This is a genomic window from Cohaesibacter haloalkalitolerans, from assembly GCF_003574655.1.
Lineage (GTDB): Bacteria > Pseudomonadota > Alphaproteobacteria > Rhizobiales > Cohaesibacteraceae > Cohaesibacter > Cohaesibacter haloalkalitolerans.
Genome location: NZ_QNUM01000001.1, coordinates 706,114 through 733,102, shown reverse-complemented (window position 1 = coordinate 733,102; position 26,989 = coordinate 706,114). Strand labels below are relative to the sequence as shown.

The following is a 26,989-nucleotide window of genomic DNA, read 5'->3' as shown; positions in this document are numbered from 1 at the left end:
AAATCCAGATTTATTCAATCCCAGAACTCGCCATATCGACGGTTCCGGTTTTCTACCTCTTCAATCCTGGCGCGAGCACTATCCCCCGCTCTAGCAACCAGCATTCCTACAATTGTTTCAATTAGCACAAGCGTTGCGGCATAAGAAGAAAAGAATTGTGGACTCTCTGTCGGCACGATGAAACTGGCCGAGGCATGGGATAACGCAGGGCAGGCGATATCATCGGTAATTACAACCACATAGGCGCCAGCGTCAGCCGCCATCTCGGCAGCAACGATCGCCCGTCGGGCATAGGGTGCCATGGTCAGGACGACAACCACGTCCTTGTCATTGAGCCCCACCATTGCCGAGCTGAGAGAGGCCCCCATACGACCGATCACCTTCCAGTTGTCGGCAAAATAGCGGGCCAGATAGCCAAAATACTCCATAAAGCCTGTGGAACTGAAGGCACCGAACAGCAGCACTTGCCGGGCGCTGTTCAATTGTTCGACCACGTCGACAAGCCGCTCCTGATTGAGATCGCGTTCCATGCGCCCGAGATTTTCAAGACTGGCCGAAGATTGCTGCTCGAAGAATGAACGCGCCCCGTCATCGGCCCCATTGCGCACAAGCAGGCTGGCCCGCTCGGAAAAGGACAGCGCCTGCCGCCCCATCCGGGCCCGGCACACATCACGCATCTCTTCATAACTGGCAAAGCCAAGCGCCTGCGACAGGCGCGTGAAGGTGGAAGGCGCCAATCCTGCCATGGAGGACACCGTCCGCAGGGAATGGGTCGCAACATCGATCTCATGGTCAACCACGAAATCGGCGGCCTGCTTCAGGCGCTCGCTCAACTGGCCATAGAGACCAGAAATCCTTTCCTCGATCGACTGCATGCCCGGCAACTGGCTCCATCAAAAGTAGCATGTCCAGACCTTAAAATTTCAATTGTTTTAAAGAAAGTCAATAGTTGAAACAAATGTTTCTTTATTATATACCTCAGCCCTTGAGACGATCCGGGCATGCGCGCCCGGCACCCTGAAATCGTCCCGTCAAATCGTTGCTGCGGATCCTTTTCCGCCCTATCAGCAGGCACATCCATGTCCCACATCTTCCCTCGCCATACCAAATCCAATCTCCCCACCGTCGATCACGCAAAAGGCGTCTATCTCTACGACACCGATGGAAAATGCTATCTGGATGGATCGGGAGGGGCCGCCGTATCCTGCCTTGGCCATGGCGATCAGGACGTCATCAGCGCCATCAAGCAGCAGCTGGATGCCGTTCCCTTCGCCCACACCAGCTTTTTCACCTCAAAACCGGCCGAAGCGCTGGCTGACAAGCTGATCGCGCACGCCCCCGAAGGCCTTGAGCGCGTCTATCTGGTATCCGGCGGTTCGGAAGCCATCGAATCCGCCATCAAGCTTGCCCGTCAGTATTTTCTGGAAATCGGCCAACCGCAGCGTCGTCACATCATCGCCCGTCGCCAGAGCTATCACGGCAACACCCTTGGCGCACTGGCAACCGGCGGCAATCTGTGGCGACGCGAGCCCTTCGCGCCTCTGATGATCGAGACCAGCCATATCTCGCCCTGCTACGAATATCGCGACCGCAAGGAAGGCGAGAGCGCCTTTGACTATGGCCAGCGGATTGCCAATGAGCTGGAAACCGAAATCCAGCGCGTCGGCGCAGAGAATGTCATGGCCTTCTTCGCCGAGCCGGTTGTTGGCGCAACGGCAGGGGCTTTGCCACCGGTCGAGGGCTATTTCAAGCGCATTCGCGAAATCTGCAACAAATACGGCATCCTGCTGGTCCTCGATGAAGTCATGTGCGGCATGGGTCGGACGGGAACGCTGTTTGCCTGCGAACAGGACGGCATTGCACCGGACATCCTGACAACCGCCAAGGGCCTTGGCGCAGGTTATCAGCCGATTGGCGCCATGCTCTGCACCGGCAAGATCTACGAAGCCATCGAGAACGGAACCGGCTTCTTCCAACATGGCCACACCTATATCGGCCACCCGACGGCCGCCGCCGCCGCTCTGGCTGTGCTGACCAAGCTCACAGATGGCGGCTTGGTCGAGCGGGCCCGGGAAACCGGCATGAAAGTGCGGGCGGCTCTGGAAACAGCCTTTGGAGCCCATCCCCATGTCGGCGACATCCGTGGCCGCGGCATGTTCCTCGGCATCGAGTTTGTCGAGGACAAGGCAAGCAAGAAGCCGTTTGACCCCGCATTGGCCGTCGCCAAGCACCTCAAGAAGGCAGCTTTCGACGCCGGGCTCATCTGCTATCCGATGAGCGGCACGATTGATGGCAGGTTCGGCGACCATATCCTCCTCGCTCCGCCCTTCATCTATGAAGACAAGCATATCGAGGAACTGGTCGCCAAGCTGCAGATCGCCATCGACAAGGTACTGCCATGACGTCAGGAGCAGCGACAGCGCCGCTCCCGGCGATCATGATCGCCCCGAATGGCGCCCGCAAAGGCAAGGCGGATCATCCCGCCCTGCCCGTTACCATCGAGGAGACCGTTGCCACGGCCATCGCCTGCCAGAAAGCGGGCGCGGACGGCATTCACGCCCATGTCCGGGATGCCGACGGCAAACATGTTCTGGATGCAGGCCTCTACCGGGAATTGCTCGCAGAGCTGGCGCGTGAGGTGCCCAACCTTTACGCCCAGATCACCACAGAGGCCGTGGGCCAATATAGCCCGACTGAACAAAGAGCCGTGGTGGAAGCGGTAGCCCCATCGGCAGTTTCCATCTCCGTGCGGGAAATGTTGAGCGACGGCGAAACGCCGGACGTCAAACGCTTCTATCACGATCAGGCCCAAAAGGGCGTTGCCATCCAGCATATCCTCTACAGCAGGGAGGAAGTCGAGCTTCTCACCGATCTCTGCCAGAGGGGCATCATTCCTCATGGAGCGTTGCAATTGCTGTTTGTCCTTGGCCGCTATACCGAAGGACAGGTCTCTGCACCGGAAGACCTCCTCCCCTTCATTGCGGCCAAGCAGGCACTGGAAGCGCAATTGCAGACAACAACCGACTGGGCCTGTTGCGCCTTCGGAGCCGGAGAGACTGCCTGCCTACTGAAGGCCGAAAGCCTTGGTGGCAAGGTCCGCATCGGCTTTGAGAACAACATGCTCAACACCGATGGCTCACTGGCCAGGGACAATGCTGAGCGGGTGTCTGATTTGATCCGGTCGCGAGCCACACAGTCTTGATGTTTCCTTTACCATAACAAGAAAACGAAGGCCCGCCGCCGCATCGACAAAGATTGCTCAACCTTTCTTTTCTAGAGTGACCAGAAATGGTTCCTCTAGAAATTCAGGCTTTTGATGAAGCGGGTCTCTCTCTTTCGCATCGCGACGCTACTGGTCGTCTTCCTCTGTTGCGCTCTGGCGCGCGAGAGCGGCTGGTTTGTTCGTCTGGACAACGGCATTGCCGAACAGCGCATGGCCATGCAGACCCGGCAGGCATCGGGCAGAATCGCGCTGTTGGAGATCGACAACAAGAGCCTCACATCCATTGGCGTCTGGCCATGGAACCGCTCCATTTATGCCGATATCATCCGTAAAAGCTTTGATGCGGGCGCCGAAGAGCTGGCCTTCGACATCGACTTCTCCTCAAAATCCATCTCCGAGGAGGATCAGACCTTCGCCGAGGCGCTCGACAATGCCGCCGGCCCCGTGACCCTTGCGGTCTTCCAGCAGTTTGCCACCGCCCGCATGGAAGCCGATGCTCTGCGCTTCAACCGCCCCATCGAGACCCTTTCCAACAGCGCCTGGCTGGCCACCGTCAACGTCATCGCCGATCCGGACGGATTTGTGCGATCCTTTCCCCTCGCCCAATATATCGACGGCGAACTGTTCCCCTCGCTTACCAGCACACTGGGGGGCCAGCAGCAGATCGAGGCCACAAACCAGCTAATCAACTTCAACATCGATCCGGCAAGCATTCCGACCTACTCAGTCATCGATCTGCTGGACGGCACCATTGCCCCGGACGCGCTGAAAGGCCGCAAGGTTCTTGTCGGTGCGGGTGCAGCGGAACTGCGCGACACGATGGCCGTGCCGGTGTTCGGTGTCCTCAGCGGCCCCAAACTGCAGGTTTTGGCCGCCGAGAACCTGATACTGGGCACCAACCTGCAGAGAGCGCCACATAGCTGGGTCTATGTTATCGGCACTCTAGCCATGCTGCCTACGCTGTTCCTGCTGTTGTTTGGCCCCTTCAACACCTACAGCCGCATCGCGGGTCTGTTGTTGCTGGCGACTGGTATCGAGTTTCTCGGCTATCGTCTTTATGCCGACGAGCACATCCTGCTGGACACGGGTATCCTGCTGGTCACGCTGCTGACGACCGGCGTCATCGTCACGCTGGCCGACGTCAGCATCAAATCCATCCTGCTCAATCTCTCCCACAGGCATGGCAAAAGCATCTCGGACCTGCTCGATACCATCGTCCGGGATAGTCTGACCGGCATCATCATCATTGGAACCGATGGCCGGATCATCAGCATTAGCCAACAGGCCGGAGCCATGCTGGCCCGGTTTGGCTATGACGCGAAAAAAGGCGACCTTTTTGCCCGTGCCCTGCCGTGGGAATTCGGACGCAGGATATCCGACTGCCTCAAAGGCAGCCCAGCCACGCAGACCTCAGCCGATCACCAGACCCTGTCCGTCATGCGCAACGACAGCACACGCTATTTCGAATACTCGATCACGCCGTCGCTGATTGCACCCGATGGCAAGGAGCAGCAGGAAGAGGACAAGGTGGTAACCCTGCTCTTCCACGACATCACCGATGCCTACCTTGAGCAGGTCCGGCTAGCCTATGCTGCCGACCACGATCCGCTGACCGAGCTGTTCAACCTCGATGGCTTCTGCAACCAGATCGACGGCATGGTCACCGACATGACCGCAGACGCTGGCAGGAAAGGGCTGGTGGTCGCCTGTCAGGCCCGGCGGCTTGAAAAGATCAGCCAGATGCTTGGCCCCGACTATTGCGATATCCTGCTCCAACAGATCGGTCAGACGCTGACTGACAGTGGCCAGTTCGATGCGATCGGCTGCACCGATCACAAACGGTTCCTGCTCTTCAAACAGCACGCTGGAGAAGAGGACATAGCCGGGTTGACCGAGACCATCCATCAGTGCCTCGACAAGCCCTATGACGTGCGCGGCCACAGCATCATTGTCGGAGGGCAGATCGGCGTCGCCCGGTTCGATCCGGACACCATGCAAACAGCCTCCGATCTGGCAGAAGCTGCCAGCATAGCCCTTGACCGATCTCTCGAAACCGGAGAGCGCGTTCTGCTCTATTCACCAGCCCTCGCCGCAGACGTCCACCTGCAACGACTGCTGGAGCAGGAAATCGTCAGCGCCTTCGAACGCAAGGAATTCGAGCTCTATTACCAGCCGCAGATCAATCTGAAGAGCCGGAAGATCATTGGCTGCGAGGCCCTTGCACGCTGGAACCATCCCGACCGGGGGCTGATCAGGCCTGACCATTTCATTCCGATCCTTGAGGAAACCGGCAAGATCGTCGATCTTGGCCGCTGGATCATGCAGACCGCCTGTCGGGAAGCCATGTCATGGCCGGATCCCGTCACCGTTGCCGTCAATGTGTCCGCCGTCCAGTTTCAACGCTCAGATATCCTGCAGGACATCGAGCAGGCCCTTGAGCTGTCCGGTCTGCCGCGGGAACGGTTGCATATCGAAATCACGGAATCCCTGTTCATTGCCGAAACCGCAGCAATCATCGAACAGCTCAATGCAATCAGAAGCCATGGCATCAAGATTGCGCTCGATGACTTTGGCACCGGCTACTCGTCCCTGAGCTACATCCACCAGTTCCCGCTCGACAAGATCAAGATCGATAGAGCCTTCGTCAAGGACCTGCCCTATTCGGCAGATTCCCTTGCGGTCATCAACGCGGTCACAGCTCTGGCCCGCGGCTTCGACATGCAGATCATCGCAGAAGGCATGGAAACGGAAGAACAGGCGGAGATCCTCCGTCTGGCTGGATGCCATATCGGGCAGGGCTACTATTTCGGCAAACCAATGACCTGCAAGGATTTTGCCTCCAGGCTCAGGCTTCCGTCCATGGACGCCGACACGAATACCGAACGCAACCTGGCCATATAGGCACTATTGACAAGTTTACATCCATATTTTCGGCATATTGTTTACCTGTATAAATATTCAGCGAGCTTCGGCAACTCGAAAACAAGTAATTCTTACAATGCAAATTTACCCCTTATCCACGATATTGTTTGTGGAAACTTAGTAGTATCGCGGTATTCAAGCGCGCATCGAATATGATTGTCTTTTGCGTGGTCTGGCCGTGCCGGGACAACCCACAGATTCTGCAGTCAGCACAATCTGGCTCAATCAAAAAATAAAAAATGGTGACACTTAATGTCCACACGTGTTTTCAGTGAGGATATCGACGAGTCCGCGTTGGAGAAAATGGCCGATGTCGCATCGCAGGCATCCAGTTTTCTCAAGGCAATTGCTCACGACGGACGTTTGATGATCCTTTGCCACCTTGCAGACGGAGAGAAGTCTGTTACCGAACTGGAAGACTTGCTCTCTGCTCGTCAGGCGGCGGTATCCCAACAACTGTCTCGCCTTCGTCTGGAAGGCCTCATCGATTCTCGTAGGGAAGGGAAATCGATATACTACCATCTGGCGGATGACCGCGCTCGACGGGTCATGGATCTCGTCTACGATCTTTTCTGCGGCAACTAGAATTCGCCGCCGTTCCAAAAACAATCCGGGAGGATAAAAAAAGGCCGCTTAAGCGGCCTTTTTTGTTTGGTCTGAAATCAGCCAGATAGCAGGAAAAGCGGGCTCAGCGTCCACTGGCACGCTCTGCCAGACAGTCGAGCTTACTGCCCGACCTTGATCACCTTGCCGGTACGATAGGATTCCCAGGCGGCTTCCGCCAGCTCAATGGCCTTCAAACCATCGATATGGTCGGGATGCTTTTCATCCTGACCGGAAATCACACGGCAGAATGTCTGCAATTCGGACTTGTAGGAAACGGCATAACGTTCCTGGAAATAGTCCAGCAGCGGATCACTGCGATAACCGGTGGCATTTGCCAGGGTAACAGAGGTGCCGCGCAGGTTGTTGGCGCGAACCATGCCCTTGGAGCCATGCACTTCGACGCGCTGGTCATAGCCATAGCTTGAACGGCGGCTGTTGGTAATGACAGCAATGCGGCCCTTGGCAGATTTCAGCGTGGCTGTTGCGGTATCCAGATCGCCGATGCGGCCAATGGCCGGGTCGGTCAGAACGGAACCGGTAGCGGAAACCTCGATGATTTCATCGTCCAGCACATATCGTGCCATGTCGAAGTCGTGGATCATCATGTCAACGAAGATACCACCGGAGGTTTTGAGATAGTCAAGGGGCGGAGCGGACGGATCACGAGAGGTGATCTGGACAAGCTCAACCTCGCCCACTTCGCCATTCTCGATGTTGCGCTTGACGGCATTGAAGTTGGTGTCGAAACGGTGGTTGAAACCAACCATCATCTTCACGCCAGCCTTCTCGACAGCCGCGACGCATTCGCGGACCGTGTCCATGTTCATGTCGATCGGCTTTTCGCAGAAAATATGCTTGCCACCCTGAGCGGCTTCCAGAATCTGCTCGGCATGCTTCATGGCGGGAGAAGCGATGATAACAGCGTCAATATCCGGGTCGTCCACGATCTCCAGCAGGGAAGCACGTGCAGCGCCGGTCATGGCTTGCACAAAGGCGGCAGCTTCATCCGCAGGATCATGAATCGCCACAATTTCAACATTGTCGAGCGCACTCACAGATCTGGCATGAATTTGGCCAATGCGGCCGGCTCCCAAAAGACCGATACGGATCATATAGATTTCTCCAAGTTGCGTTTCTGCATGGGTATTAGCAAAAGCCGGAACGCGCCGTTGTAACGAGGGACAGTGTAACGCGCAGTTGCCAGCCTATGCCACCGAATAAGGGATGCGTCCGCCCGGTCATGAGCGTCCGATCGTATACCAATAAAACCTTAGTAGCACTCAAATGCCACATTTCGGGTTCATTAGTCAAATTGATGGTGATGCTAATGGTCACTTCCGGCAGACTTCTAGCATACCGGCCCAGTGCCGAACAGCGACCACAAGATGATAGAAGATATGCGCTAGCGTCATGTCTCCTCTACCCAGATATGACCATACAACGCGATCAGACAAATTCGGCAAACAAAAAAGGCGCCCGGAGAGACCCCGAGCACCAGATAACAAGACGCCAGAAACGAAACGCCAGATGCAAAGCCAAGGCATCACGCTGAGCACGATGCCTTGTGCGATCGGTTTTATCCGATGATCGCGTTGAGCGATGCGCTCGGGCGCATGACTGCAGCCTTCTTCTCAACGCTTGCATGATAATAGCCACCGATATCGGCAGCCCCACCCTGAACGGCAGCCAGTTCCTTGAGGATATCGGCTTCCTTTTCAACCAGCGCCTTGGCAATCGGCGCAAAATGAGCGGTCAGAGCAGCATCATCCGTCTGCTTGGCAAGGGCATCGGCCCAATAACGGGCGAACCAGTAATGGCTGTCACGGTTATCAGGCTCACCCACCTTGCGAGACGGCGAGTTGTTGTTGTCCAGAATCCCTTGCGTGGCAGCTTCGGCCGCAGCACCCAGAACGGCGGCCTTGGCGTTGCCCTTGCGGTCGGCAAGATAGTTGAGGCTCTCGCTGAGGGCGCAGAATTCACCCATGGAGTCCCAACGCAGATGGTTCTGCTGCACCAGCTGCTGCACATGCTTTGGTGCAGACCCGCCAGCACCGGTTTCGAACAGACCACCGCCATTCATCAGCTTGACGATGGAAAGCATCTTGGCCGAGGTGCCCAGTTCGAGGATCGGGAACAGATCGGTGAGATAGTCGCGCAGCACGTTGCCGGTAATGGCAATGCTGTCCTTGCCAGCCGTGATGGTTTCGAGTGAAGCACGGGTGGCTTTGCGCGGAGCCATGATCTGGAACTTCCCGGCAACGCCAGCCGCTTCAAGAGCCGGAACGACATATTTGATGATCTCGGCATCGTGGCCGCGCTTTTCATCCAGCCAGAAAATGGCCTGAGCACCGGTCAGACGCTGGCGATCGATTGCCAGCTCGATCCAGTTCTCGATCGGAGCCTTGTTGGCCGTGCAGGCCCGCCAGATATCTCCGGCCTCGACGTCAAGACTGTGCAGAACGTCACCATTGGCCAGCACGATGCGGATTGCCCCATCGCCAGTGGCTTCAAAGGTGGTCGGATGGGAGCCGTATTCTTCAGCCTTCTGAGCCATCAGGCCAACGTTCTGAACGGTGCCAGCCGTCGCCGGGTTGAATGCACCGTTGGCCTTGAAGAAGGAAATGGCTTCGTCATAGACGGTTGCATAGCAATTGTCCGGAATGACGCAGTTGACATCGCCCTTCTCGCCCTTGGCATCCCAGCCCTTGCCCCCGGCACGGATGAGCGCAGGCATGGAGGCATCGATGATCACGTCAGACGGCACATGCAGGTTGGTAATGCCCTTGTCGCTGTCGACCATATACATGGCGGGACGCTCAGCAGTGAGCGCCTCGATGTCGGCCTGGATCTCGGCAGCGTTGGGCAGGGTTGCAATGCGGTTCAGCACATCGCCCATGCCGGAGTTCGGATTGACACCGACGCTGGCCAGCGCATCGGCATATTTCTCGAAGATCGGAGCCAGCCACGCCTTGACGGCATGACCGAAGATGATCGGGTCGGAAACCTTCATCATCGTCGCCTTCATGTGCAGCGAGAACATGATACCGTCTTTTTTGGTATTCTCGATTTCTGCCGACAGGAAGGCCGACAGCGCCTTGGCCGACATGAAGGTCGCGTCAACCACGGTGCCTTCCTTCAGCTTCCAGCCATCTTTCAGAACGGTCACCGCGCCATCCTTGCCGACAAACTCGATCCTGGCCGCACCGGCCTGATCTGCCGTCAGTGTGGCAGACACTTCGTTGGCGTAGAAATCATCGCCGGGCATGGAAGACACGTGGGTCTTGCTATCCGACGCCCATGCTCCCATCGAATGCGGGTTCTTCTGGGCATAGTTCTTGACCGCCTTGGCAGCGCGGCGATCAGAGTTGCCCTCACGCAGCACCGGGTTCACGGCGGAGCCCTTGATGGCATCGTAGCGCGCCTTGATATCCTTCTCGGCATCATCCTTGGGCTCTTCGGGATAGGACGGAATAGCGTAGCCCTGAGACTGCAGTTCCTCGATGGCAGCCACCAGCTGCGGCACGGAAGCCGAGATATTGGGCAGCTTGATGACATTGGCGTCCGGCGTCTTGACCAGTTCGCCAAGCTCTGCGAGATCGTCGCTCTGGCGCTGTGCTTCGGTCAGGTTTTCCGGAAAGGTCGCGATGATACGGCCCGACAGGGAAATGTCCTTGGTGCCGACCTTGATGCCTGCCGCCGCAGTGAAAGAGCGGATGATTGGCAGAAACGATGCGCTTGCCAGCTCAGGCGCCTCGTCCACAATGGTATAAATGATGTCTGGGTTCGACTGATCGGCCATTTTCTCTACCTTTCCGGTTCCCGAAATCCGAGCATTCCCTTGGCCGCGGTAGAGATGGCTTTCCCTACCTTTTCGACAAGGAAGAAGTTTGAAGCGAGCGTGCGCACTATGCGTCAACCGGTGATTGACATTCAAGTCAGCAATTGGGCGTCAATCATCGTCTGCGCCACTTTATCCTGCACACTCCTTTTGCGATCAAGTCTTTAGTCGCTCATCGGGTGCATTCCAATTCAACATCTGTCGCATGCAGCCCCCAAAGATGGCAAGATTTGTCAGTTGCAGGAAATAGCCGGAAGCTGGCGGTGCACGACGTTGCGTCCGTGGCAAATAGTCTCTTCCAAAGCATCTACGAATCCGTAGCACCAGAGCCGGGATCTGCCCGGACTGAGCGCCGTGCGGGCCCCTAGCGCCTTCACGCAGACGCCTCCCAACCAAACCAACGGCAAAAAGGGAGGAAAGAAGCAGACAAAGCATTCACAGATCCGCATATCTATAGAAACAGCAAGAAATACTTAAGGAAAAAAAGCTAATTTGTTACCGATGACCGTTTACCCGAACAGCCAGCAAATCCCCCGATCACAACAGAAAAAGAACCTCGCCATGTTTTCTAAAATGATGATCACGACCAAAATGCTCGTCGCAAGTATATTGACGCTCGTTGTCGTCCTTGCAGCCGGCATAACCTTCATTGGTTGGCAGAGCTCTTCCGTAACCAAAGACATCACATTCGAAGAAGCCAAAGCCGTAACGGAAACTCAGGTGGCCAAGGTGCAGAACACCTTGCAGCTCGGTCTCACCTCCGCCGCCAACCTTGCCCATTCTCTTGCCGGCCTAAAGCAGGAAGAGGTCACCGATCGCAAGGCCTGGTCAGGCTTGCTGCTGCATGTCCTGGAAAACAGCAAGAACCTGTCTGGCACCTGGGGTGCCGTGATTGGCGACAAGCTTGATGGCAAGGATGCACAGGCAGCCAACAGCAAGTATCATGATGCTTCCGGCATCTGGCGCCCCTATTTCTTCCGCAACCCGGATGGTTCAATCGGTTTCCGCACAATCGCTGACATGGACACGAAATCCAAAGAGCAATTGAGCTGGTTCTACGGTGCCTACGACAGCGGCAAGCCCTATGCCACCGAGCCCTATAGCTGGGACATGGGTGGCAAGACGGTAACCGGCGTCTCCCTCGCAGTTCCTATCAAGGACGCCAGTGGCAAGACCATCGGTGTTGCAGGCACGGACATCATCCTCACCCAGTTGTCAGAATATCTCTCGACGATCAAACCGCTTGGTAGCGGCACGGTACAGCTTATTTCCCGCGAGGGTAAATGGATCGCCCATTCGGATCAGTCCTTGCTCGGTAAGGACTGGCAGGAAGGTCGTAACGCCAAAGATCTCGAGCATCAGGCAGAACTGCTCGATGCCATCAAGTCCGGCCGTGAAATCTCCTATGAGGGCTATTCCAACGCGCTCGGAACTGACGTGGTCCGCTTTGTTGATCCCGTTCCCATCGGCGATACAGGAAACTCGCTCGCAGTGATCGTCTCCGTACCGATTGACAGTGTCTATGCAGCAAGCCGCCAGATCACCATGTCGGTCGTGGTCACCGGTGCCGTCCTCATTCTGGCAGTATCCCTCGCCCTGTTCCTTGTCGGCCAGTCGGTCATCCGCAAGCCGCTGACGGCAACAACAGAAACCATCAAGGCCCTGATCAATCGCCAGTATGACGTTGCCATTGGCTATCTGGATCGCAAAGACGAAATCGGCCAGATCAACCATGCCCTCGAGATCTTCAGGGAAAGCTCGCAGCGGGCCGAACAATTGACCCAGGAACAGGAAAAGGAAAAGCAGGAACAACTGCGCCGCGCCGCAAAGGTCAACGAGCTTGCCAGCGCGTTCGATTCCCAGATCTCCGGTTTGCTCGATACGGTTTCAAGCTCTGTTGAACGCCTCGACCTGACCTCGCAGCAACTGACCCAGGGCGCAGACAGCACATCCATGCGCTCCAACGCAGTGGCCGCAGCCTCCGAACAGGCATCCGCCAACGTCGAAGCCGTCGCTTCGGCTGCCGAGGAGCTGTTTGCATCGGTCAACGAGATCAACCGCCAGGTCGATCAATCCAACCAGATTGCGTCCGAAGCAGTTTCGCAAGCCAACCACACCAACAGCAAGATTGAAGGACTTTCCCATGCGGCCAGCCGCATCGGCAAAGTTGTCAAGCTGATCACCGACGTTGCCGAGCAGACCAACCTTCTGGCGCTCAACGCCACCATCGAGGCAGCACGCGCCGGAGAAGCTGGCAAGGGATTTGCCGTCGTGGCAGCCGAGGTCAAGGGGCTGGCCGAGCAAACCTCCAAGGCAACGGACGAAATCGCCCAGCAAATCCAGGCGGTTCAGAGCGAAACCAGCGGCGCCGTAGCGGCGATCGGGGAAATCACGGCCACCATCGAGCAGATGAACCGGATTGCCGCCGCCATCACCGAAGCTGTCCAGCAGCAGGGCATGGCAACGCAGGAAATCGCCCGCAACATTCAGGAAGCCTCTGCCGGCACACGGGAAGTGTCGTCCAACATCGCTGGCGTTTCAAACTCGGCCAGCGAGACCGGCGAAGCCGCCCGCCACGTCAGCGAGTCGGCCCGCTATCTGACCAACGAAGCGGTCGGACTGCGCAAGAGTGTCAACGGCTTCTTCGATGACATCCGCAAGGTCATGGGGGGCTGATCGCCCGAACCTGACGCCAGACAGATGAAAAGGCCGCGCAAGACGCGGCCTTTTCCTTGCCTGCCTTTCTGGCCCCTTCCCCCCCCCCCCCACCCAGTGCCCTCTGCCCCCTACAAGGGTCGCATCAGGAATCGGCACGCATGGCTTGCAGCGCCACATTTGATCGCTTAGGGTCAGGGCAACCCATCTTCGTTGGCCGCCTCGTGCTCTGACATGACATCCCCAGACCTGACATGACATGGCATGATTTGGCAACGCGCCACACCGCACCAAAAGAGACAGAGACATGGAACTGCAAGACAAGAGCCTGCTTGAAACCCGCGCCTATATCAACGGCGAATGGCGGGAGCTGGAAAACCACTTCGACGTGACCAATCCGGCCACCAGCGAGGTCATCGCAAAGGTCTCCGATTGCAGCATCGACGACGTCAAGGAAGCCATCGATGCCGCCTACGAGGCCCAGAAGGAATGGGCAGCCCGCACCGGCAAGGAACGTGGGGCCATCCTGCGCAAATGGTTCGACCTGATGGTCGCCAACGCCGATGATCTGGGTCGCATTCTCTGCGCGGAAATGGGCAAGCCACTGCCCGAGGCCATTGGCGAGATCCATTATGGCGCTTCCTTCATCGAGTGGTTCTCCGAGGAAGCCAAGCGCGTCTATGGCGACATCATTCCCGGCCACCAGCGCGACAAGCGCCTCATGGTTCTCAAGCAGCCAGTCGGTGTCGTCGGCTCGATCACCCCTTGGAACTTCCCCAATGCCATGATCGCCCGCAAGGTTGCCCCGGCACTGGCCGTCGGTTGCAGTTTTGTTGCTCGCCCGGCAGAGCTTACTCCACTGTCAGCCATCGCCATGGCGGTGCTGGCCGAGCGGGCCGGTGTGCCCCGGGGTGTCTTCAACGTCATCCCCAACAGCCATTCCTCCGCAACGGGCAAGGAGCTTTGCGCCAACCCCAAGATCGCCAAGATCACCTTTACCGGCTCCACCCGCGTCGGCAAGATCCTGATGAGCCAGTGCGCCGAGACCATCAAGAAGATGAGCATGGAACTGGGCGGCAACGCCCCCTTCATCGTCTTCGACGACGCCAATCTCGACGCCGCCGTCGAAGGCGCGATGATCGCCAAATATCGCAACAACGGCCAGACCTGCGTCTGCGCCAACCGGCTCTATGTGCAGTCCGGTGTCTATGATGCCTTTGCCGAGAAGCTGACCGCTGCCGTCGCAAGGTTGAAGCCGGGCAATGGCATGGATGAAGGCGTCACCGTCGGACCGCTCATCAACATGGACGCGGTCGAGAAGGTCGAGAGCCACCTCAAGGACGCAGCCGCGAAAGGCGCCAAGGTACTGACCGGCGGCTCCCGCCTCAACGGCACCTTCTTTGAACCCACCGTCATTGCCGACGTACCGGCAGACGCTCTCGTCTCCAACGAAGAGACCTTCGGCCCGGTGGCACCGCTCATCCGCTTCGAGACCGAAGAAGAGGTCATCGCCATGGCCAACAACACCGAGTTTGGCCTTGCCGGTTATTTCTTCGCCAACGACCTGTCCCGTGTCTGGCGCGTCGCCGAAGCCATGGAAACCGGCATGGTCGGCGTCAACACCGGTCTGGTTTCCACCGAGGTCGCTCCCTTCGGCGGTATCAAGCAATCCGGCCTTGGCCGCGAAGGCTCCAAATATGGCATCGAGGATTATCTTGAAGTCAAATATGTCTGCATCGGCGGAATCTGATCCGGATTGACAGACCTTGTCGAAGACTTTGAAGAACGAAAACCCCGTTCTCCTCACGCTAGGAGAGCGGCTTTTTGCATCTGGCAGCAAATTTTCCCCTTCCGGCCTATTGTGATCGCCGCTGGAACATGGCACTGAAACGCCTCCCGATAACCCATGGTCGAGACGGCCAGCAACAAAACGGACACGATCATGAGCGAACTGCCAGCCTGCCCGCAATGCGGCAGCACCTACACCTACGAAGACGGCGCCCTGCTGATCTGCCCTGAATGTGCCCACGAATGGTCAGCCGATCAGGTTGGCGCGGAGAGTGATGCCGAAACCATCGTCCGCGACGCCAACGGCACCCCGCTCGCCGATGGCGACACGGTCACGGTCATCAAGGATCTCAAGATCAAGGGCACCAATGACGTGGTCAAGGTAGGCACCAAGGTGAAGAACATCCGCATCGTCGGCGGCGATCATGACATCGACTGCAAGATCCCCGGCATCGGCCCGATGGGGCTGAAATCGGAATTCGTCAAGAAAGTCTCCGACTGACGAAAAAGGCCTCCCGCGGGAGGCCTTCAATCTGTCTGCTGCTTGCGGGTCGGTATGCGCCTAGAGCCCCATCGAGTGATTGAGGCCGCCATTGACCTGCAACACCTCTCCTGTCATGCCGCCAGAGGCATCGGAGAGCAGGAATTCGACGCTGCCAGCGATTTCCTCATTGGTCACCGGACGGCGCAGGAAGGAATGCAGGCTCAGAAGCGCATGCATCTTCGTGAAGTCCGGCAGCACCCGCGAAGCTGGTGTACGCACGGAACCGGCAGAAACAATGTTGCAGCGAATACCGCGCTCGCCCAGTTCGGAGGCCAGAATACGGTTGGTCTGTTCAAGAGCAGCCTTGGCAACGCCGATGGCATCATAGCCGGGAATGACCTTCTCCCCACCAAGGAAAGACAGGGCCACAATCGACTTGAGGTTCGGATTGCGCTTCAGCACTTCATTGACGACCGCGATATAGGAATAGGCGCTGTCGCTGATGGTCTGCAGGAATTCGTCACGGGAGGTTCCGAGCAGCCCCTTCTGAGAAGTGACGCTGGATTTGGCGATGCAGAACACGAGCCCGGTCAGATCCGTCACGTCGGCAATGTCATCAAAACCTTCGGCATAGTCCAGCTCGCGCACATCATGACGCTGCGAAACCTCAAGGAACTTGTCCTTACGGCGCGTGGTGACCATCGTATCCCAGCCATGATCGGCCAGCTGCTCGGCGATGCCGAAACCGATGGACCGGCGGGAGCTGACGCCAACGATCATTGCCTTGCCTTGCGCCGCAACAGGACGCTGGAGCTGCACCTCGTTATCGGGCACAGGAGCCAGAAAGCTGCGTTTGTCGAGAAATGCACTGTATTTAAGGACCTGACCTTGCCAACCCATCGTCAATCGACCCACTGTTTCATCCTGCACGGATGGACCCAAGACCTGTTTCGGGCTTTGCATCCGGCCCGGGAAACACCCCGGCCACACAGCGCAAAGCCTAGTAAAATCAAAACTCAACACGCGCCCGGAGATGCATTCACCTCCAAAAGACTGCCTTAGATACCACGCGTCCCAAACTTCAATATGACAAAATGACAGCATGGTGTGAATTTGTGAAACGAGCTCTCACCACCCACATCTGCCAGAAGCCAAAGAGGAGATTTCTGATAAATTCCCCAACGCTGACTTCAAAATATGCCTACGGAGCATGTGATTGAATATACGTCACAAACCAGAATTTGCCAACTGACCGGCGGGATGAGAATTTGATCGAAATCATCTGTAATGCGAGCATCACAACAGTCTGCCGAGAAATACGGACAACAACCGTATGTCATTATAAAACAAGGGTTTTTCAGACTAAAACAGGAATAAATTCCCAGATGCAACCCGTCGTTTCACCGGGTTGGTTTATGGCTTCCTAACAATTTGAAACAATATTTGATGCTCTGTAAGGCAGCTCCGAGGCCCTCTCCAAGCCCTTTTCAGAGCCACCCGCAACGCCCTCGAAGCCCCATGATTCTCGATCAGAAGCAACGCGACCGACACAAGGATATCAGCACGCACCATAGAGCGCGAGATCGACATCCCCGGCATAATCGACGCTGTCAAAGCCGAAGCCATTGAGCTTCAGGAAATCGCCCTTGTAGCCGTCATAGTCACCAATGGAACGGAAATTTTCCGGCGTCATCTCCGCCAGCAGGGCGGCCACATGTTCCTGAACATCGGCGCGCTGCTCCCGGTCATCAATCCGCACCAGCCGTGCGTCATCGACCGGGATCCGGCCATCGGCCCGATAGATCCTCTCCGCATAGAGCCTCTGCATCTGCTCGATGCAGCCTTCATGCAACCCCATCGCCTTCATCACCCGAAACAGGGCAAGAAGGTAGGGTGACAGCCCCGGAATGAACACACTGGCCTTGGTCACCAGCGCCTTGCAGACCACCACATGCGCCGCGCCCTTCTGTACCTTGAGCAACCCGTCCAAGCGGTCGGCAGTCTGATGCAGATGCGCCTTGGCCCGCCCCAACGTGCCGTGATGATAGATGGCGTGGGTGACGGCTGGCCCTATATAAGAGAAAGCCAGGGTCTGGCACCCTTCAGCCAGAAGCCCCTCGTCACGGAGAAACCGGATCCAGCTTTCCCAGTCCTCACCGCCCATGACCTTGACCGTGTCCTCGATTTCCCGATCACTGGCCGGATCCAGCCTTTGCTCTTCAAGGCAGTCCTTTTCCAGATTGACCGTATAGCCCCGTGCCGGAGCACCAATCGGCTTGATCGTCGATCGGATCAGCTCGCCCGTTTGCGGATCGGGCCGTACACCGGTTGCCAAAGAATAGACCACCAGATCCAGCGAACCGCCGAATTCATCGCGGATATAGTCGGCAATCGTCCGCCGCATGGCCGGGGAAAAGGCATCTCCAACAAAATTGCGGGCGATCAGCCCTTCCTTCTCGGCCAGATGACTGAAATGAATGAGATTGTACCAACCCGCACTGCCAACACCCTTGTCCGATGGCCCTCGCTCGAAGGCAACACCAATCGTGTCGGCACGCGCCCCGCCAAACGCCAGCGCAATGCGCGAGGCAAGGCCAAAGCCGGAGGACGCCCCGAGAACCAGAACCTTGCGCGGCCCCCGGGCAATCGGAACCGCTTTGCGGACATAGGCAATCTGCTCGGCAACCGCTTCGGCGCAACCGACAGGATGGCAGGATTTGGCTACCTGCCCTTTGATAATGGGTTGAATGATCATGGTCGTCTTCGTGAACTTGCCGGAAATTTTGGACCGTCGGAGGCAGGGATCAAGGCTGAACGGTTGGCATAAACACTAGTTTCCCCCAACACCGCCCCTTCAGCAATAGAAGTCGCCGAAACAAATGACAACCGCGATAGGCGCACAGCAATACACACCTATCCAAAAGACCTGCGATTGACGAGGCGATTGGCGGAGTGGTCGCCTAGAAGCTGGTCCGCATGCGATAGCCCGGATGGTAGATCAGCCGCACATGAGTAATCGGCCGCTCCGCAAACCAGGTGCTGCGCTCGGTCGCAAACAGAGCCCCGCCGATCGGGATATCAAAGGCTCTGGCAAGCCTTGAATCCGCCGAGATCGCAAAGAAGCTGGCGTCACCGCCGGTGTAGGGCGCATTCTGTACCAGCCATTCGTTGGCGGTCAGGCGTTCCAGATCCAACGTCTCGAAATCGGGCACGGCCAAGAGGCTTGTATAGCGTTCTTCATAGATGAAAGGCTGATTGTCTGAGAAATGCACGGTCTCGGTATAGAGCAGCGGCGTATCATCGCTGACCCGGAAGGCCCCGCCCAGAAAGGCTGGCAGCGACCGGTTCTCACGGATCAGCAGGGTCTGCCGATAGGTCGCCCCCTTGGCTTCTACCTCTTCCCGGATGATCGGAATGGTCAGCACCGCCTTGTGCGGCGGGTTGATCGCCACCCGCGTCCCGGCCTTGCGCTTGCGGGTCACGATGCCACTGTTGGCCAGCTCCCTCAGCGCCCGGTTGACGGTCGTGCGGGCACAATGAAACTCCTCGGCCAGCTCGGATTCATTGGGGATGATATCTCCGGGCTGCCAGATACGCTCATTGATACGCCGAAGCACTTCTTCCTTGATCAGGGTCCAGCTGGTCCCCTCTTTGATGGTGTCGTTCAAAATTTCTGCCTCAGCCGTCTCATTACCTGAATATAGCGTGTCCGAATCTCATCTCCCCGTATATGAGATCCATCTATAACCAAATGGCGGCCAGCAGACCAGACATCTGTTATCAGGCGATCATCGCCTGCAAAGATCCAGCTGTCCAGAATTTCATCCCCTTCACAGCCATCAAGCATCGGCGAGGACGCATCCAGTGCCATCAGGTCGGCATGGCACCCGACAGCCAGAGCGCCGCTTGCGCGCCCGGCCGCCTGTGCGCCACCGACAAGTGCGGCTTCAAACAGCACCCGGCCGGTCGACTGTTCGGGCGTTGCCACACTGGCCCGGCAGTGATCGCGCAACCGCTGGGAATATTCCAGCGTGCGCAGCTCTTCACTGAGCGTGATGCGGATATTGGAGTCCGACCCCAGCCCCAGCCTGCCACCCTTGTCCAGATAGCGCACACCATTGAAGATGCCGTCGCCAAGACTGGATTCGGTGATCGGGCAGAGCCCGGCAACCGCCCCCGTGGCGGCCAACGCGTCCGTTTCCGCGTCAGTCATCTGCGTGCAATGGATAAGGCACCAGTTTGGCCCCACCGCATGGTTGGCAAGCAGCCACTCGACGGGGCGCTGACCATAGGCCGCCTCGACCTCTTCGACTTCCTTGATCTGCTCAGCCAGATGCATGTGTAGAGGCCGTGCGCCAGCAAGATCGACGCAAGACGCCAGCGCGTCCGGCGCAACCGCCCGCAGGGAATGGGGGGCAACGCCTATGAGACTATCGGTAGAAAGCCGGGCGACTGCCCGGGAAGCCCCCTCATGCAGACGGGCAAAGCGGTCGAAATCATTGCCGAAGCGAATCTGCCCAGCCCCCAGAGGCCGACCGTCACAGCCACCATATTGATAAAGAACCGGCAACAGGGTGAGGCCGATGCCGGTCAGCTCGGCAGCTGCCACCACCCGCTCGGAAAGCTCGGCCAGATTGTCATAGGGTGTGCCATCAGGCTGATGATGCACATAATGGAACTCGGCATTGCAGATATAGCCAGCTTCCAGCATTTCCATCTGCACGAAGGCCGTGATAGCCTCGATATCATCCGGCGACAGGATATCAAGAAAGCGATACATGATCTGCCGCCAGGTCCAGAAGGTATCAAGCGCCTCAGGCCCGCGTTTCTCGCTCATCCCGGCCATGGCGCGCTGGAAGGCATGACTATGCAGATTGACCGGCGCAGGCAGCAGGATCGCGACCCTTTTCCCGGCCTCTTTCGCCCGGGTGTCATCGACCTCGCTCTCAAGGGAGGCAATCGTGCCGTCGGCGGCCACCGTCACCAGAACATCCTTTTGCCATCCGGTTGGCGTCAGCGCCTTTTCTGCATAAATTTTCATCACAAAATTTTCTCCAACGCGAATGCGACCATTTTTGCCTTTATTGGTGGCATTAATCCGAGAGTCTCGTTGACAGCCCCATTATTATGTGCATGTATATTCGCATAAATCGCAATATAATCAAGCACGGAATGCATTCAGTGACGCGACTTTTGATAAAAAACGCCAGATTGGCCACAATGGTAACAGGCGCGGCGCCCTATGGCCTGATTGACGACGGTGTACTCGCCATCGAGGATGGTGCAATCGCCTTTTGCGGTCCGCTGGCCGAGCTTCCCACACACATGACCCATTGGCCAAGCCAGGATGCGGAAGGTGCACTGATTACCCCCGCCCTTGTGGACTGCCACACTCATATTGTCTTTGGTGGCAACCGGGCACGCGAGTTTGAAATGCGCCTCGAAGGAGCAACCTACGAGGCAATCGCCCGTGCAGGGGGTGGCATCGTCTCCACCGTCACGGCAACCCGCGCCGCCAGCGAGGAAGAGCTTCTGGCCAGCGCCCTGCCCCGCGTCGATACATTGCTTGCCGAAGGCGTGACCACCCTCGAAATCAAATCCGGCTACGGCCTCGACATCGACAGCGAACTGAAGATGCTGCGCGTTGCCAGACGCATCGGCAAGGAACGCCCGGTCACCGTCCGCACCAGCTATCTGGGTGCCCATGCGGTTCCGGCCGAATACAAGGGCAACCCCGATCGCTATCTTGATGACGTCTGCCTGCCAGCCCTCAGCAGGGCCCACAAAGAGGGCCTCGTGGACGCAGTGGACGGTTTCTGTGAAGGCATCGCCTTCTCGACAGACCAGATTGCCCGCGTGTTCGAAGCCGCCAAGGCCCTTGGCCTGCCAGTCAAACTCCATGCCGAGCAACTGTCCAATCTTGGCGGCGCAGCACTCGCCGCCCGCTATGGCGCCCTGTCATCGGATCACCTTGAGCATCTGGACGAAGCTGGCGTCAAGGCCATGGCCGAAGCGGGCACAGTTGCCGTCCTGCTGCCCGGCGCCTTCTATACCCTGCGCGAAACCCAGAGCCCGCCGGTCGAGCTGTTCCGCAAGCATGGTGTTGCGATGGCCATCTCCACCGACTGCAATCCGGGCACGTCGCCGCTCACCTCGCTGCTGCTGACCATCAACATGGCCTGCACGCTGTTCCGCCTCACCCCCGAAGAGGCGCTTGCCGGCGCCACCCGCAACGCCGCCAAGGCGCTCGGCCTTGCTGACCGCGGCATGCTGAAGGCAGGCTATCGCGCAGACATCGCCGTCTGGAACGCAACCCATCCAGCCGAACTTGCCTACCGCATCGGTTTCAACCCCCTAAAAGAACGCATCTGGGGAGGTGCATAAATGGCTACTGTTTCTCTTGTTCCCGGCGCAGTGTCGCTGAAAGATCTCGAAACCATCTATCGTCAGGGTCTTGCAGTCACCATCGACCGCAGCGCCAAACCGGCCATTGAAGAAGCGGCCGACCGGGTACGCAAGGCCGCTCGAGGAGCAGAGGCCGTCTACGGCGTCAACACCGGCTTTGGCAAACTGGCCAGCGTCAAGATCGCTCCGGAAGACACGGCCACCTTGCAGCGCAACCTCATCCTCTCCCATTGCTGCGGCGTTGGCGAAGAGATGGAACCGGCAACCGTCCGTCTGGTGATGACCCTCAAGCTGCTGTCCTTGGCTCGTGGCGCCTCCGGTGTCCGCTGGGAGATTCTCGAACTGATCGAGGCCTGCCTTGCAAAGGGCGTGACCCCGATCATCCCGAGCCAGGGCTCGGTTGGTGCCTCTGGCGACCTTGCCCCACTGGCGCACATGACCGCCGTTCTGATCGGCGAAGGCGAAGCCACCTATGGCGGCGAGCGCCTCTCCGGTGCCAACGCCCTTGCCAAGGCTGGTCTCACCCCGGTCACCCTCGGCCCGAAAGAGGGCCTCGGCCTCATCAATGGCACACAGGTCTCCACGGCCTTTGCCCTTGTCGGCCTGTTCGGTGCCTTGCGCATGGCCGAAGCCTGCCTTGTCACAGCTTCCCTTTCCACCGACGCCATCATGGGGTCCACCGCGCCGCTGTTGCCGGAGATCCATGCCCTGCGCGGCCATCGCGGCCAGATCGAGGCAGCCCGCATCATGCGCAAGCTGATGTCCGGCTCGGAAATCCGTGAAAGCCATCGCGATGGCGACACCCGCGTTCAGGACCCCTATTGCATCCGCTGCCAGCCACAGGTGGTTGGTGCCTGCCTTGATCTTCTCAGCATGGCAGCCCGCACCCTGCAGATTGAGGCCAATGCAGCCACCGACAACCCGCTGGTGCTCATCGAGGCTGACCGCATTGTCTCTGGCGGCAACTTCCACGCCGAGCCGGTAGCCTTTGCCGCCGACCAGATTGCCCTTGCCGTTGCCGAAATCGGCGCCATCGCCCAGCGCCGCATCGCCCTGATGGTCGACCCCGCCCTCTCCTGCGATCTGCCGCCGTTCCTTGCCAAAAATCCCGGCCTCAACTCCGGCCTGATGATTGCCGAGGTGACCACCGCAGCGCTGATGAGCGAAAACAAGCATCTGGCCAACCCCTGCTCGACCGATAGCACCCCGACCAGCGCCAATCAGGAAGACCATGTCTCCATGGCCGCCCACGGGGCCCGTCGCCTCAAGCGGATGACCGACAATCTTGCCAATATTCTCGGCGTCGAACTGCTCTGTGCCGCCATGGGCGTGGAACATCGCGCCCCACTCGTCACCAGCCCCTGCCTGCAGAAAATCCTCGCCCGTCTGCGCGAGGACATCCCGACGCTGGAAACCGACCGTTACATGGCACCAGACCTCAAGGCGGCCTGCGATCTTGTCGCCAGCCGCACCCTGCTGGACGCCATTTCCCAAGACTATCTGATTTCTCTGGAGGCGCTCGATGCATCCCTTTGACCTCACCGAGGGTTCAAGCCCGATCGTCCTCGGCTTCCCCCATGTCGGCACGCATCTGCCAGACGCCGTCAAGGCCAAACTAAATGAAACCGGGCTGTTGCTTGCCGACACCGACTGGTTCGTCGACAAGCTCTATTCAGGCCTGCTCGACGGCGTCACCATGGTGCGCGCCAATTTCCATCGCTATGTGATCGACGCCAACCGCGCTCCGAGCGATGAATCCCTCTATCCGGGCCAGAACACCACCGGCCTGTGCCCGACCACCGACTTTGACGGCCTGCCGATCTACAAGGACGGCATGGAACCCGACGCTGAAGAAATAGAGGCCCGCCGTCTCGCCTGGCACAAGCCCTATCACGACGCGCTGGCCGCCCAGATCGAACGGGTCAAGGCCATTCACGGCTTTGCCATCCTCTATGACTGCCATTCGATCCGCTCGAACATTCCTTTCCTGTTCGAGGGAAAGCTGCCCGATTTCAACATCGGCACCAACGAAGGCACGACCTGTAGCAAATGCGTCGAGAAGACCGTCGTCTCCCACGCGATGGGGGCGGAAGGCTTCACCGCCGTGCTCAATGGCCGCTTCAAGGGCGGCTGGACAACCCGCCACTATGGCGATCCGAACAACAATGTCCATGCCATCCAGATGGAACTGGCACAGGACACCCATCTCGTCCGCGAAGAACCCCCGTTTGACTATGATGACAAGAAAGCCGAAGCGTTGCGTGTGCATCTGAAGGCGATCCTGACCGATCTCGCCGCACTCGCTCCCCACCTTTCCGGCAATCAGCAAAAATCCTGAGGAGACAGCAATGGTTGACAGCCGCCACAACGAACGTGATGTTTTCCCGCCCACCGGACCGGAACTCAACGCCAAATCATGGCTCACCGAAGCGCCCATGCGCATGCTCATGAACAACCTGCACCCGGATGTGGCCGAACGCCCGCATGAGCTGGTTGTCTATGGCGGCATCGGCCGCGCTGCCCGCACCTGGGCCGATTTCGACAAGATCGTCGCCACCCTCAAGACCCTCGAAGACAACGAGACCCTGCTGGTGCAGTCCGGCAAGCCGGTCGGTGTCTTCCGCACCCACAAGGATGCCCCCCGCGTTCTCATCGCCAACTCCAACATCGTGCCCCACTGGGCCAACTGGGACCATTTCAACGAGCTCGATAAAAAGGGCCTGATGATGTATGGCCAGATGACCGCTGGCTCGTGGATCTACATCGGCGCACAGGGCATCGTTCAGGGCACCTATGAAACCTTTGCCGAGGCAGGCCGTCAGCATTACCAGGGCGACCTCAAGGGCAAATGGATCCTCACTGGTGGCCTTGGCGGCATGGGCGGCGCCCAGCCTTTGGCCGCAGTCATGGCCGGAGCCTGCTGTCTGGCAGTGGAATGCGACGAGAGCCGCATCGATTTCCGCATGCGCACCCGCTATGTCGACGAAAAGGCCCACAGCCTTGATGAAGCGCTGGAAATGATCGGGAAATGGACCGCCGCTGGCGAAGCCAAATCCGTCGGTCTCGTAGGCAATGCCGCCGACATCTTCCCTGAACTGGTCAAGCGCGGCGTCAAGCCGGACATCGTGACCGACCAGACCTCGGCCCACGATCCTGTTCACGGCTACCTACCAAAGGGCTGGAGCGTTGCCGAGTGGCGCGCCAAACAGGAAACGGCCCCCAAGGCGGTTGAAAAGGCGGCCCGCGCCTCCATGCGCGATCACGTCGAAGCCATGGTTGCCTTCTCCGACATGGGCATCCCGACCCTCGACTATGGCAACAACATCCGTCAGATGGCGCTGGAAGAAGGCCTTGAGAATGCCTTTGCCTTCCCCGGCTTTGTCCCGGCCTATATCCGGCCGCTGTTCTGCCGTGGCGTCGGCCCGTTCCGCTGGGCTGCCCTGTCCGGTGATCCGGAAGACATCTACAAGACCGACGCCAAGGTCAAGGAACTCATCCCCGATGATCCGCACCTGCACAACTGGCTCGACATGGCCCGCGACCGCATCGCCTTCCAGGGACTGCCGTCCCGCATCTGCTGGGTCGGCCTTGGCCAGCGACACCGCCTCGGCCTTGCCTTCAATGAAATGGTTCGGACCGGCGAGCTGAAAGCCCCAATCGTCATTGGCCGCGATCATCTCGACAGTGGCTCAGTTGCCTCCCCCAACCGCGAGACCGAATCGATGAAGGATGGCTCCGACGCTGTCTCCGACTGGCCGCTGCTCAATGCCATGCTCAATGTCGCCTCCGGGGCCACCTGGGTTTCGCTCCACCACGGTGGCGGCGTCGGCATGGGCTTCTCCCAGCACGCTGGCATGGTGATTTGCTGTGATGGCACAAAAGATGCAGATGAACGCCTTGCGCGCGTTCTCTGGAACGATCCGGCCACAGGCGTCATGCGCCATGCAGATGCTGGCTATGAAATTGCGATCGAATGCGCTAAAGAAAACAAACTGAACCTTCCGGGCATTCTTTCAAACGACTAATAAAACAATAATATCAATCACCTTCAACCTTCCAAAATACTCAGGAGAACAGCTACAATGAAAAAGACAATCCTCAGCTTTGTTGCTGCCGCAACCATCGGCTTGAGCCTTGCTGGCACCGCCCAGGCCGACCTTTTGTCCGACATCAAGGCCAAAGGGGAAATCGTTGCCGCAACCGAGATGCACTATGCCCCATTCGACCTTCTCAAGGATGGTGAATATGTAGGCATCGACCGCGATCTGTTTGACGAAATTGCCAAAGATCTGGGCGTCACCCCGAAATATATCGACCTGCCGTGGAACTCCATCCTGCCGGGTCTGGAAGCAGGCAAATTCGACTTCGTCATTGCCCCTGTGACCATCACCGCCGAACGCATGAAACGCTACAGCTTCACCCTGCCAATCGGCAACGCAACCGTTGCTCTGGCCAAGAAGGCCGGCGACAGCTCGATCTCCAAGCCAGAAGACATTTCAGGCAAGGTTGTCGGCACCCAGAAGGGCACCGCTCAGTTCGAACAGCTCAAGGCTTTCTCCGAGTCCCTCGCAACGCCAGCTGAAATCCGCGAATACACCAACATCGATGAAGCCCTTGCCGACATGGCAGCAGGCCGCATCTCCGGTGTCGCCAACTCGCTGCCGCTGATGGGCTATGCCGCCGTACAGCGCCCAGGCCTATTCGAGCTCGTCATGCCGCCGTTCGGCGATCCGAAATTCTTCGGCTGGGTCGCTACCGGTGACGACAACAGCAAGACCCTGATTGAGGCCATCAACGCCAGCCTGCTGAAAATGCACGAAGATGGCCGCCTCAAGGCAATCAACGAGAAGTGGCTCGGCAGCAACCCTGAACTGCCGACAACCATGCCGGACGTGAAATAACGAAAGCCGCGCCCGGCAAACCATCTCGCCGGGCGCACGCTTTTCATCAGGTTGCCAACACAGTGAAACGGGGTCAGCATTTTCGCCTCGCCTTTCCGTGCGACAATCCTGTAAGTCTTCTCTACGACAGATCAGCCCGCCTCAAGACACTTGACCGGGGGAGTGGC

The 26,989-nt window shown here is 58.2% G+C and carries 19 protein-coding genes; 12 read left to right on the top strand and 7 right to left on the bottom strand.

Annotation, left to right across the window (positions count from 1 at the left end; translation table 11 throughout):
- Positions 1 to 14: 14 nt before the first annotated feature.
- A complete protein-coding gene (locus tag DSL70_RS03125; RefSeq protein WP_119306401.1) occupies positions 15 to 875 on the bottom strand; it encodes a MurR/RpiR family transcriptional regulator in 861 nt (286 codons plus the stop codon).
- A gap of 204 nt (positions 876 to 1,079) precedes the next feature.
- Here DSL70_RS03125 and DSL70_RS03120 point away from each other — a divergent pair, with 204 nt between their 5' ends.
- The 4 genes from DSL70_RS03120 (at position 1,080) to DSL70_RS03105 (ending at position 6,730) form a co-directional block, all read left to right on the top strand.
- Entirely contained in the window at positions 1,080 to 2,402 is a 1,323-nt protein-coding gene (locus tag DSL70_RS03120; RefSeq protein WP_119306400.1) for an aspartate aminotransferase family protein, read from the top strand.
- Entirely contained in the window at positions 2,399 to 3,202 is an 804-nt protein-coding gene (locus tag DSL70_RS03115; protein WP_205563133.1) for a beta-keto acid cleavage family enzyme, read from the top strand. Before DSL70_RS03120 ends, DSL70_RS03115 begins: the two co-directional genes overlap by 4 nt.
- A 114-nt stretch (positions 3,203 to 3,316) precedes the next feature.
- Entirely contained in the window at positions 3,317 to 6,124 is a 2,808-nt protein-coding gene (locus DSL70_RS03110; RefSeq protein ID WP_119306399.1) for an EAL domain-containing protein, read from the top strand.
- A gap of 324 nt (positions 6,125 to 6,448) precedes the next feature.
- Complete coding sequence (locus tag DSL70_RS03105; RefSeq protein ID WP_425359334.1) at positions 6,449 to 6,730, top strand: ArsR/SmtB family transcription factor; 282 nt, start codon at positions 6,449 to 6,451, stop codon at positions 6,728 to 6,730.
- A gap of 140 nt (positions 6,731 to 6,870) precedes the next feature.
- Here the strand turns inward: DSL70_RS03105 and iolG are convergent, their stop codons facing one another.
- Both iolG and DSL70_RS03095 read right to left on the bottom strand, forming a co-directional pair.
- Positions 6,871 to 7,863 carry an inositol 2-dehydrogenase gene (gene iolG / locus DSL70_RS03100; RefSeq protein WP_119306397.1) on the bottom strand — a complete coding sequence of 331 codons (993 nt, stop codon included), beginning with the start codon at positions 7,861 to 7,863 and terminating at the stop codon, positions 6,871 to 6,873.
- A gap of 464 nt (positions 7,864 to 8,327) precedes the next feature.
- Entirely contained in the window at positions 8,328 to 10,550 is a 2,223-nt protein-coding gene (locus DSL70_RS03095) for an NADP-dependent isocitrate dehydrogenase (protein ID WP_119306396.1), read from the bottom strand.
- A 600-nt stretch (positions 10,551 to 11,150) separates the two neighbouring features.
- On the opposite strand from DSL70_RS03095, the gene DSL70_RS03090 reads away from it, so the two are divergent.
- From DSL70_RS03090 to DSL70_RS03080, 3 genes are all read left to right on the top strand, one after another.
- The gene (locus DSL70_RS03090) at positions 11,151 to 13,265 is read left to right on the top strand and encodes a methyl-accepting chemotaxis protein (RefSeq protein WP_119306395.1); all 2,115 of its coding nucleotides are present in this window, start codon (positions 11,151 to 11,153) and stop codon (positions 13,263 to 13,265) included.
- 286 nt (positions 13,266 to 13,551) lie between these two features.
- Entirely contained in the window at positions 13,552 to 14,994 is a 1,443-nt protein-coding gene (locus tag DSL70_RS03085; RefSeq protein WP_119306394.1) for an NAD-dependent succinate-semialdehyde dehydrogenase, read from the top strand.
- 192 nt (positions 14,995 to 15,186) lie between these two features.
- On the top strand, positions 15,187 to 15,534 hold the full coding sequence (locus DSL70_RS03080) for a zinc ribbon domain-containing protein YjdM (RefSeq protein WP_119306603.1): 348 nt from the start codon (positions 15,187 to 15,189) through the stop codon (positions 15,532 to 15,534).
- A 60-nt stretch (positions 15,535 to 15,594) separates the two neighbouring features.
- On the opposite strand, the gene DSL70_RS03075 is transcribed toward DSL70_RS03080, so the two are convergent.
- The 4 genes from DSL70_RS03075 to DSL70_RS03060 form a co-directional block, all read right to left on the bottom strand.
- Complete coding sequence (locus tag DSL70_RS03075) at positions 15,595 to 16,431, bottom strand: enoyl-ACP reductase FabI (protein WP_162916303.1); 837 nt, start codon at positions 16,429 to 16,431, stop codon at positions 15,595 to 15,597.
- A 643-nt stretch (positions 16,432 to 17,074) separates the two neighbouring features.
- Positions 17,075 to 18,271: an enoyl-ACP reductase FabV gene (gene fabV / locus DSL70_RS03070; RefSeq protein ID WP_119306392.1), complete on the bottom strand. Its 1,197-nt coding sequence runs from the start codon at positions 18,269 to 18,271 to the stop codon at positions 17,075 to 17,077.
- Between the two features lie 205 nt (positions 18,272 to 18,476).
- Positions 18,477 to 19,184, bottom strand: coding sequence for a histidine utilization transcriptional repressor HutC (locus DSL70_RS03065; RefSeq protein WP_245418074.1), 708 nt, complete (start codon positions 19,182 to 19,184; stop codon positions 18,477 to 18,479).
- Complete coding sequence (locus DSL70_RS03060; protein WP_119306391.1) at positions 19,181 to 20,557, bottom strand: formimidoylglutamate deiminase; 1,377 nt, start codon at positions 20,555 to 20,557, stop codon at positions 19,181 to 19,183. Before DSL70_RS03060 ends, DSL70_RS03065 begins: the two co-directional genes overlap by 4 nt.
- A 179-nt stretch (positions 20,558 to 20,736) precedes the next feature.
- On the opposite strand from DSL70_RS03060, the gene hutI reads away from it, so the two are divergent.
- The 5 genes from hutI to DSL70_RS03035 are packed head-to-tail and all read left to right on the top strand — an operon-like array spanning position 20,737 to position 26,822.
- Positions 20,737 to 21,900, top strand: coding sequence for an imidazolonepropionase (gene hutI, locus DSL70_RS03055; RefSeq protein WP_245418073.1), 1,164 nt, complete (start codon positions 20,737 to 20,739; stop codon positions 21,898 to 21,900).
- Positions 21,901 to 23,457, top strand: a complete 1,557-nt coding sequence (hutH, locus tag DSL70_RS03050) for a histidine ammonia-lyase (protein WP_119306389.1) — start codon at positions 21,901 to 21,903, stop codon at positions 23,455 to 23,457.
- Entirely contained in the window at positions 23,444 to 24,259 is an 816-nt protein-coding gene (hutG, locus tag DSL70_RS03045) for an N-formylglutamate deformylase (protein ID WP_119306388.1), read from the top strand. The genes hutH and hutG overlap by 14 nt, the downstream gene beginning before the upstream one ends.
- Before the next feature lie 10 nt (positions 24,260 to 24,269).
- Positions 24,270 to 25,946, top strand: a complete 1,677-nt coding sequence (hutU, locus tag DSL70_RS03040; protein ID WP_119306387.1) for a urocanate hydratase — start codon at positions 24,270 to 24,272, stop codon at positions 25,944 to 25,946.
- A gap of 57 nt (positions 25,947 to 26,003) precedes the next feature.
- Positions 26,004 to 26,822 (top strand): transporter substrate-binding domain-containing protein, encoded by an 819-nt coding sequence (locus DSL70_RS03035; RefSeq protein WP_119306386.1) that lies wholly within the window; start codon positions 26,004 to 26,006, stop codon positions 26,820 to 26,822.
- The last annotated feature ends 167 nt before the right edge of the window (positions 26,823 to 26,989 follow it).

What these genes read in the sequence shown, in the direction of transcription:
- DSL70_RS03125 (WP_119306401.1), bottom strand. Translation starts at nt 875, where the DNA reads ATGCAGTCGATCGAGGAAAGGATTTCTGGTCTCTATGGCCAGTTGAGC.
- DSL70_RS03120 (WP_119306400.1), top strand. Translation starts at nt 1,080, where the DNA reads ATGTCCCACATCTTCCCTCGCCATACCAAATCCAATCTCCCCACCGTC.
- DSL70_RS03115 (WP_205563133.1), top strand. Translation starts at nt 2,399, where the DNA reads ATGACGTCAGGAGCAGCGACAGCGCCGCTCCCGGCGATCATGATCGCC.
- DSL70_RS03110 (WP_119306399.1), top strand. Translation starts at nt 3,317, where the DNA reads ATGAAGCGGGTCTCTCTCTTTCGCATCGCGACGCTACTGGTCGTCTTC.
- DSL70_RS03105 (WP_425359334.1), top strand. Translation starts at nt 6,449, where the DNA reads ATGGCCGATGTCGCATCGCAGGCATCCAGTTTTCTCAAGGCAATTGCT.
- iolG (WP_119306397.1), bottom strand. Translation starts at nt 7,863, where the DNA reads ATGATCCGTATCGGTCTTTTGGGAGCCGGCCGCATTGGCCAAATTCAT.
- DSL70_RS03095 (WP_119306396.1), bottom strand. Translation starts at nt 10,550, where the DNA reads ATGGCCGATCAGTCGAACCCAGACATCATTTATACCATTGTGGACGAG.
- DSL70_RS03090 (WP_119306395.1), top strand. Translation starts at nt 11,151, where the DNA reads ATGTTTTCTAAAATGATGATCACGACCAAAATGCTCGTCGCAAGTATA.
- DSL70_RS03085 (WP_119306394.1), top strand. Translation starts at nt 13,552, where the DNA reads ATGGAACTGCAAGACAAGAGCCTGCTTGAAACCCGCGCCTATATCAAC.
- DSL70_RS03080 (WP_119306603.1), top strand. Translation starts at nt 15,187, where the DNA reads ATGAGCGAACTGCCAGCCTGCCCGCAATGCGGCAGCACCTACACCTAC.
- fabV (WP_119306392.1), bottom strand. Translation starts at nt 18,271, where the DNA reads ATGATCATTCAACCCATTATCAAAGGGCAGGTAGCCAAATCCTGCCAT.
- DSL70_RS03060 (WP_119306391.1), bottom strand. Translation starts at nt 20,557, where the DNA reads ATGAAAATTTATGCAGAAAAGGCGCTGACGCCAACCGGATGGCAAAAG.
- hutI (WP_245418073.1), top strand. Translation starts at nt 20,737, where the DNA reads ATGGTAACAGGCGCGGCGCCCTATGGCCTGATTGACGACGGTGTACTC.
- hutH (WP_119306389.1), top strand. Translation starts at nt 21,901, where the DNA reads ATGGCTACTGTTTCTCTTGTTCCCGGCGCAGTGTCGCTGAAAGATCTC.
- hutG (WP_119306388.1), top strand. Translation starts at nt 23,444, where the DNA reads ATGCATCCCTTTGACCTCACCGAGGGTTCAAGCCCGATCGTCCTCGGC.
- hutU (WP_119306387.1), top strand. Translation starts at nt 24,270, where the DNA reads ATGGTTGACAGCCGCCACAACGAACGTGATGTTTTCCCGCCCACCGGA.
- DSL70_RS03035 (WP_119306386.1), top strand. Translation starts at nt 26,004, where the DNA reads ATGAAAAAGACAATCCTCAGCTTTGTTGCTGCCGCAACCATCGGCTTG.